Genomic DNA, 8,368 nt, shown 5'->3' on the forward strand with positions numbered 1-8,368 from the left:
ATACTCATGCAAGCAGTTGCACATTTTATTGATACATTTGTACCTGAGCACTATGATCTATTCTTAGATTTGAACCGCTCAAACAAGACTTTCTCAGGGAAAGTGACCATTACAGGAGAGGCAAAGGATACTCGCATCTCTCTTCAACAAAAGGATTTGACCATCGAATCTGCACAAGTAGATGGGCAAGATTGTTCCTTTACAGTCAAGGATGAGGAAGAAGCGGTCTTTGTTGAAGTTCCTGCTACAGGTAAAGTAAACCTTACACTTTCTTATGAAGGAAAAATTACCGATAATATGACAGGGATCTATCCGTCTTACTATACAGTAGATGGTGTCAAAAAAGAGGTCATCTCCACTCAGTTTGAGAGCCATTTTGCGCGTGAAGCCTTCCCGAGTGTGGATGAGCCAGAAGCCAAAGCGACCTTTGATTTGGCTGTGAAATTTGACCAAGAAGAAGGGGAAATCGTTCTTTCTAACATGCCTGAAATCGATGTCGAAAGTCGGAAAGAAACAGGTATTTGGAAGTTTGATACAACTCCTCGTATGTCTTCTTATCTTTTGGCCTTTGCGGCAGGAGATTTGCAGGGTGTGACAGCTAAGACCAAGAATGGAACCCTAGTCGGTGTCTACTCTACCAAAGCTCACCCATTAGAAAACTTGGACTTCTCATTAGATATTGCTGTTCGTGCCATTGAATTCTACGAAGACTACTATGGAGTGGCTTACCCAATCCCTCAATCCCTTCATATCGCCCTCCCAGACTTCTCTTCTGGAGCTATGGAAAACTGGGGCTTGGTAACCTATCGTGAAGTCTACCTCCTTGTAGATGAGAACTCGACAGCCCAAAGCCGTCAAACAGTAGCCTTGGTCGTAGCTCACGAATTGGCTCACCAATGGTTTGGTAACCTCGTGACCATGAAGTGGTGGGATGACCTCTGGTTGAATGAAAGCTTCGCCAATATGATGGAATATGTCTGCTTGGATGCCATCGAACCAAGCTGGAATATCTTTGAAGACTTCCAAACAACTGGTGTACCTGCTGCCTTGAAACGCGATGCGACTGATGGTGTTCAATCCGTCCATGTGGAAGTGAAACACCCAGACGAGATCAACACCCTCTTTGACCCTGCGATCGTTTACGCCAAGGGTAGCCGGCTCATGCACATGCTTCGCCGTTGGTTAGGCGATGATGCCTTCCGTAAAGGTTTGAAGATCTACTTTGAAAAACACCAATACGGCAATACCATCGGTCGTGATCTTTGGGATGCTCTTGGGCAAGCTTCAGGTCGCGATGTCGCAGCCTTTATGGATTCTTGGTTGGAGCAACCAGGATACCCTGTTGTCTCAGCTTCTGTAGAGAACGATACCTTGATCATCCGTCAAGAGCAGTTCTTCATCGGAGAAAGAGAAGAAAAAGGACGCAAGTGGGTTGTTCCGTTAAATAGCAACTGGACGGGTATTCCAGATACTTTGGAAACTGAAGTCTTAGAAATTCCAAACTACAGTGCCTTGAAAGCAGCTAACAGCGGAGCTCTTCGATTCAATACAGAAAATACAGCTCACTATATCAGTGACTACCGTGGGGAATTGTTGGAAGACATTCTTGCTGACCTTGCTAGCTTGGATAGCACTTCAAAATTACAAGTGGTTCAAGAACGTCGTCTTTTAGCTGAAAGTGGTCAAATTTCTTATGCAAGCCTCTTGCCAGTGATTGAACACTTGACAGAAGAAAGTTCCTACTTGGTCGTTTCAGCTGTTTCGAGCGTCTTAGCTGGAATCAGTCTCTTTGTGGATGAGGGAACTGAAACAGAAGCAGCCTTCCATGAGTTGTTAAAACGCTTGAACCGTTACAACTTTGAACGCTTGGGTCTAGAAGCTAAGCCTGGTGAAACAGAAGAAGACGAAAAAGTTCGTCAGCTTATGATCGCCAATATGATTAAGGCCAATGATGAAGCTGCACAAGCCCAAGCGAGTGCTATCTTTGAAGCACACGCAGATGATTTGGAAAAACTCCCAGCTGCCATTCGCTTGCAAATCTTAGTCAACCAAATCAAGCACCATGAAACCAAGGAGCTTAGCCAACAATATCTGGATACCTATGTGAAGACAGTTGATGGAAACTTTAAACGCCAGTTGGCGGCTGCACTTTCTTATACCAAGGATGCGGAAACTTTGGAAGCTCTATTGAAGGAGTGGAAGAACAAGGATGTGGTGAAACCTCAGGACTTGGCTATGAGCTGGTACTACAACTTCTTGCATGATGACTTTACCCAAGGTAGAACCTGGACTTGGGCGCGTGAAAACTGGGATTGGATCAAGAAAGCACTCGGTGGTGATATGAGCTTTGATAAGTTTGTCATCTATCCAGCCAACTGTTTCAAGACCCGTGAACGGTTGAATGAATACAAGGCCTTCTTTGAACCTCAATTGGATGATATGGCGATTAGCCGCAATATCAAGATGGGAATCAAAGAAATCGCGGCTCGTATCGATCTTATTGAGCGGGAGAAAGCAGCTGTTGAAGCAGCCCTTCTAGCAACAAAATAATGAAAAAAGCTCCTAGAGAGTGCTATGCAGATCTGCAAGCCTCTCTAAGAGTTTTTTATTTTTCTTTTTTGAAATAAGGGAGATGCTTGAGATTTCGATAAAGAATGACCGCGAAAATAGTTGTCAAAGCCATCTTAATCAAATCTGGCACCACAAAAGGTAAGACGACAAATTTTATTGCGAAATCTAAAGATTTATGGGCAATGAGCATAAACCCTAAGGCACCCCCAATAAAGAGAACGATTTCTCCTAAAGCGTTAGCAAGAAAAATACGAATGGGCTGTCCCTTTTGACCAGCAAAGATAGAAGTAACCAAAGCTCGAAGAGGGAAGAAGAAAAGGAATCCGGCAGTGGGACCGTAGAAGGAAGCGATACCTCCGTGACCACCTGCAAAGACGGGGAGGCCAATGGCACCTAAGAGGAGGTAAATGAGAACAGAAAGGGTGGCTTCTTTTGGACGGTAGATGCTGGCGATTAATCCAATCGCTAAAGTCTGAAGCGTGATAGGAATGGGTCCAAGTGGGATTGTAAAAGGAGATAGGGCAGCAATCAAAGCTGCTCCTAGGGCAATTAATGTCATTGATTCTATTTTTTTCAAAACAGTAAACCTCTATTTGTTTTTATGGTAACTATTCTATAAAAAAGAAGGTTAGTCTGTCAAGTCCTCTTTTCAGCTGTGACAAATGTCTCCTTAATCATTTTAGGAAAGTTTAAGAAAAAATTTAGTCACTGTTAAGGAAAAGCCTGTAAACTATCCTTATCTAAACAAAGGCCTTGTTTAAATAAAAATATAAGGAAATGAAAGAATGCAAGCTTCGAATGAACAAAAGCAAGAAAGAACTGAAAAAATGATTGTCGTTAAGAAAAGTCCTAAGTGGTGGGCAACTGCCGCAGCAACAGGAGGACTCGTCGTAGGAATGACAAGTGGATTTGGATTGGGAATGTTGGCGACAGCCAATACGACTCCCCAACGCCAACAAGCAAGAGTCGCTACACAAAATGGCAACCAGCCTGCCCAAAATTCTCAAGGACAAAATGGACATTCTAACTCACAAGCTTTTAATGGACAAAATGGTGGACCAGGCCAAGGGAATCGGAATGACCAATCGCCACAAGATGGAGGGCCTCAAGGTCAGCAAGGACAAGATGGATTTAGAGGTGGACCGGGTGGTAGGCCCCCGCAAGATGGGCAGAATGGTGGACCAGGGCAAAGTGAGATGAATGGTCAACCGCCACAAGATGGTGAACCTCAAGGTCAGCAAGGACAAGATGGATTTGGTGGTGGACCAGGCGGCATGCCACCGCAAGATGGTCAAAACGGTGGACCAGGCCAAGGGAATCGGAATGACCAACCGCCACAAGATGGAGGGCCTCAAGCTCAACCAGACAACCAACAAAATGGGAAATCCAATAAAAAGTCCTCCAAGAAGTCCACTTCGAAAAAATCGTCAACCAATACACAACATTCATCAAAGGATGAGACAGGGACAGCGGGCTAAGAAAAAAGGTGAAATCGCTATCTGAAAGCTACTGAATGAAGCCTTGTCATGTTATAATAGAGTAGAATATACTCATCATCCCTGTATGGAAGAATGAGAAGGAGAAAGTAAATATGATTAAGATTTTATTAGTCGAAGACGACCTCGGTCTGTCTAATTCAGTATTTGATTTTTTAGATGATTTTGCAGATGTCATGCAAGTCTTTGATGGGGATGAAGGTCTGTATGAGGCTGAAAGTGGCATCTATGACCTAATTTTACTGGACCTCATGCTTCCTGGAAAAGATGGTTTCCAAGTTCTGAAAGAATTGAGAGATAAGGGTGTCTCCACTCCAGTATTGATTATGACAGCCAAAGAGAGCTTGGACGATAAGGGCCATGGTTTTGAGTTGGGAGCAGATGACTATCTGACCAAGCCTTTCTACCTAGAAGAGTTGAAAATGCGAATCCAAGCATTGTTGAAGCGCGCTGGTAAGGTCAATGAAAATACTCTTTCTTATGGGAATGTGACCGTTAATCTCTCGACTAACTCTACGCTTGTTGAAGGGAAAGAAGTAGAACTATTAGGAAAAGAATTTGATCTTTTGGTCTATTTCCTTCAAAATCAAAATGTCATCCTGCCAAAAACACAAATCTTTGATCGACTTTGGGGATTTGATAGCGATACGACCATTTCGGTTGTCGAAGTGTATGTTTCTAAGATTCGGAAGAAATTAAAAGGTACAGACTTTGCAAAAAATCTCCAAACATTGCGTAGCGTGGGGTATATTCTGAAAGATGCTCAATAAAATTAAAAAAACTGTCAATGCGGATGACTTTTCCTATTTCATCCGCTATTTCGGACTCTTTACCTTGATTTTTTCAACCATGACCTTGATTATTATTCAAGTGATGCGTTCCAGTCTTTATACAACGGTTGACGAAAATTTAAAAATGCTCAGTAAAGATCGCTATTCGATTATCAGTTTGGCAAACCGTACAGGCAATGGGATGGGAAGAGACGAAACTGCTGATGACGGACCAGAAGATGATGAACTTGGTCCCGAGGATGGCCCTAGACCATCGGTTACTTCCAATAGCACAGCCATCCTCTTGAATGATAAATTTGAAAATGTGACGACGGATAATGGTTTCCTAGATCTAAAAACAGTAACTTTTAGTCGCAGTTATTTAAACAAGATCAAGCAGATTCAAATTACTAATCATTATAAACAGAAGGAAAGTTACCGGGCTTATTTGGTAGATATTGATCCCGATGATTATATCGACGGGGTGAAATATGCCGTGATCATGACCAACATCAGCCAGTTGGAGCAGACCAGTGAAAAACATGAGAGTCAAATTGCCTTGGTTATGATTTGTTTCTGGGGCATTTCCCTCTTTGCAAGTATCTTCTTGGCTAAGATGAGTGTGAAACCTCTCTTAGAGAGCATGAACCGGCAGAAGGCCTTCGTCGAAAATGCTTCTCATGAATTGCGGACGCCTTTAGCGGTTTTGCAAAATCGTTTGGAAGCCTTATTCCGAAAACCAGAGGCGACGATTATGGAATCTAGTGAGAATATTGCCTCCTCTTTGGATGAAGTTCGCAATATGCGATTATTGACGACCAATCTCTTAAACTTAGCCCGTCGAGATGATGGGATTAAACCAGAGTTTAGCGAGATCACACCATCCTTTTTTGACCAAACTTTTGCCAATTATGAAATCATTGCGGAGGAAAACGAAAAAATCTTCGAATATGAGAATCTGGTGGATAGGAGTCTGGTGACTGATAAGGTCCTATTGAAACAACTGATGACCATTTTGTATGATAATGCCCTCAAATATACGGAGGAAGAAGGGAAAATACGCTTTGTCGCCCAATTCAAGGATCGTTATCTCTATCTTCGAGTAGAGGACAATGGTCCAGGAATTGCTGATGAAGATAAAAAACGGATTTTTGATCGTTTCTACCGAGTGGATAAGGCGCGAACCCGTCAAAAGGGTGGTTTTGGTTTGGGCTTATCCTTAGCCAAGCAAATCGTAGAAGCCTTCAATGGTACCATTAGTGTTCGAGATAACAAACCTAAAGGTTCTATTTTCGAGGTAAAACTAGCAACGAAGTCAGAAAGTAAAAAGAGATCCAGCTCTAAATCAACGAAGAACAAGTAAGTGAGTGGGACGACAAAATCGAATTCTAACGAATGACCGATTTCTGTCCCACTCTCTTTTTCATCCATTTCAATTCATCGCTATTTTGATCTGACTAGTGTATAATAGTAAAAAAAGAAAGAGGTGTCTTATGGCTTCAAAAATGTTACACACTTGTTTACGTGTGGAGAATTTAGAAAAATCAATTGCCTTTTATGCAGATGCATTTGGCTTTAAGGAATTGCGTCGCAAAGATTTTCCTGAATACAAATTTACGATTGTTTATCTTGGTTTAGAAGGGGATGACTATGAGTTGGAATTAACTTACAACTATGATCATGGTCCTTATGTTATTGGAGATGGTTTTGCTCACGTAGCCTTGAGTACCCCAGACCTTGAAGCCCTTCATGCCGAGCATAAGGAAAAAGGTTATCAAGTAACGGATCCAAAAGGCTTGCCAGGAACACTTCCAAACTATTACTTTATTGTGGACCCAGATGGCTACAAAGTAGAAGTGATTCGTGAAAAGTCCTTATAAATGGTAATCACATCACATAGGATAAAGAGCAGGTGAGAACTGACCTGTTCTTTTTTGTTTTTGAAATTGGCTATTACTAAATGACAGGGGATAGGGTAGTCCCCTAATTTCCTATTGTTTTTTAGGATTTAATTTCTAGATTTGAGAGTTTTCTACTGTTTTTTGGTGATAAAATTGCTATAATAAGAATATGAAGAATTCCTACTTGAAAATGTTTATCCTCGTTCTTCTTAACCTCCTTTTTATCGGAGGAATCTATCTGGCTTATCAGAAGATTGAGGAAGCCCGCGCCATCAAAAATTATAATCAACAGCTTTCTAAAGTCATTCAGGAAGAAGCAGCAGTTGAAAAAGACAAAGATACCAGCCTTCAAAAAGGAATGGTTGGTCAATCTTATGTTGCTGCTTACTACCCGAAAAATAATGAAGAACCCATCGCAGTAGTTAAAGAGAGAATTTTGGCTGACGTTGGCTCTCTTCCTCAAGAAGAGAAGAAGAACCAGCAAGCAAAAGAGCTCTTGTTCTACCATACCGAACGCTCAGAAGACCCATTTGTAGGGGTTCATCCTTATCAGGTGAAGAAGACCCAGTACAAGTGGAAAAACGGCAAGTTCATTAAAGAAGGGATTGACAAACTACCTCTCCTCTATCTAACGGATGAGGGGACGGTCTTCCAATTTTCCCAATTGTTTACGGATGCAAATCTAGCCAAAGAAACTCTCTTAACAGAATTGCGTGCCCAGCTGGTCTTCCTTCAGTTAGGGGAAGATAGAATTGAAGAGCTGATGCAAACCGTCTCAGCAAGTGATATGGCAAGCTGGCAGTTCACCTATAATAAAGGTGTGCTTTCCATCACACTTTCAGTAGATATTGAAGGTATGGAAACTTTTGATGTTCCTCTTTCCAAACTCTATGATGTGATTGATTCTGCTCGTCTGAATCCTGAAGATCTTCAATCTTATGAGGCCTACCAAACTCAACGTCATGCTAAGATGGTTGCCTTAACATTTGATGATGGTCCGGATCCAACGACGACCCCTCAAGCCCTAGATATCTTGAACAAGTACCATGTTAAAGCGACTTTCTTTATGCTTGGGAAAAATGTCTCGGCCTATCCTGAAGTGGCTAAACGGGTACGTCAGGAAGGACATGAAATCGGGATCCATACCTGGAATCACCCTGTCTTAACCAAGTTGCCTTTGGAATCTGCCCAAAAAGAAATCATGGATACTAAGGAAGTCATTCAAAAGGTCACTGGGGTGCAAACGAAAATTACTCGTCCGCCTTATGGTTCGATTAATAGTGCCATTCAATATGCAGTGGATCAGGCCTTTATCATGTGGGATGTGGATACTCTGGATTGGAAGACTCATAATACACAAGCCATCTTGGCAGAAGTGAAAAAACAAGTCAAACCAGGATCAATCATCCTGATGCACGATATTCACCAAACATCTATCAATGCCCTTCCAGCTGTTATTGAATACCTTCAATCGCAAGGCTACACTATCGTGACGGTTGATGAACTCTTAGACCACCAAGTGGAAAGTCATCGCCTCTATTACAATCGTAATTAAAAAGAGAGTGGGACAGAAATCGGTCATTCGTTAGAATTCGATTTCGTCGTCCCACCTCCGCACAGTTGAGTAGGG

General features: G+C 42.1%; 7 protein-coding genes. 6 read left to right on the forward strand and 1 reads right to left on the reverse strand.

What is annotated here, in order from left to right; translation table 11 throughout:
- Positions 1-6: 6 nt before the first annotated feature.
- Complete coding sequence (locus I2D56_RS06145) at positions 7-2,550, forward strand: M1 family metallopeptidase (RefSeq protein ID WP_195348194.1); 2,544 nt, start codon at positions 7-9, stop codon at positions 2,548-2,550.
- Positions 2,551-2,605: 55 nt separating this feature from the next.
- Here I2D56_RS06145 and I2D56_RS06150 read toward each other — a convergent pair whose 3' ends face one another.
- Entirely contained in the window at positions 2,606-3,148 is a 543-nt protein-coding gene (locus I2D56_RS06150; RefSeq protein ID WP_117744089.1) for a biotin transporter BioY, read from the reverse strand.
- Between the two features lie 208 nt (positions 3,149-3,356).
- Between I2D56_RS06150 and I2D56_RS06155 the strand changes: the two genes are divergently transcribed.
- The 5 genes from I2D56_RS06155 to I2D56_RS06175 all read left to right on the forward strand — a co-directional run bounded on the left by I2D56_RS06155 (position 3,357) and on the right by I2D56_RS06175 (position 8,293).
- The gene (locus tag I2D56_RS06155; protein WP_195348195.1) at positions 3,357-4,049 is read left to right on the forward strand and encodes a hypothetical protein; all 693 of its coding nucleotides are present in this window, start codon (positions 3,357-3,359) and stop codon (positions 4,047-4,049) included.
- Positions 4,050-4,162: 113 nt separating this feature from the next.
- Positions 4,163-4,837 (forward strand): response regulator transcription factor, encoded by a 675-nt coding sequence (locus I2D56_RS06160; RefSeq protein WP_117744091.1) that lies wholly within the window; start codon positions 4,163-4,165, stop codon positions 4,835-4,837.
- On the forward strand, positions 4,827-6,200 hold the full coding sequence (locus I2D56_RS06165) for a sensor histidine kinase (RefSeq protein WP_123159309.1): 1,374 nt from the start codon (positions 4,827-4,829) through the stop codon (positions 6,198-6,200). Before I2D56_RS06160 ends, I2D56_RS06165 begins: the two co-directional genes overlap by 11 nt.
- 130 nt (positions 6,201-6,330) lie before the next feature.
- Entirely contained in the window at positions 6,331-6,717 is a 387-nt protein-coding gene (locus tag I2D56_RS06170; protein ID WP_023022851.1) for a VOC family protein, read from the forward strand.
- 211 nt (positions 6,718-6,928) lie between these two features.
- Positions 6,929-8,293, forward strand: a complete 1,365-nt coding sequence (locus tag I2D56_RS06175; protein WP_229038992.1) for a polysaccharide deacetylase family protein — start codon at positions 6,929-6,931, stop codon at positions 8,291-8,293.
- The last annotated feature ends 75 nt before the right edge of the window (positions 8,294-8,368 follow it).

Origin of the sequence: Streptococcus australis (assembly GCF_015553625.1) — a bacterium.
GTDB classification, from domain to species: domain Bacteria; phylum Bacillota; class Bacilli; order Lactobacillales; family Streptococcaceae; genus Streptococcus; species Streptococcus australis_B.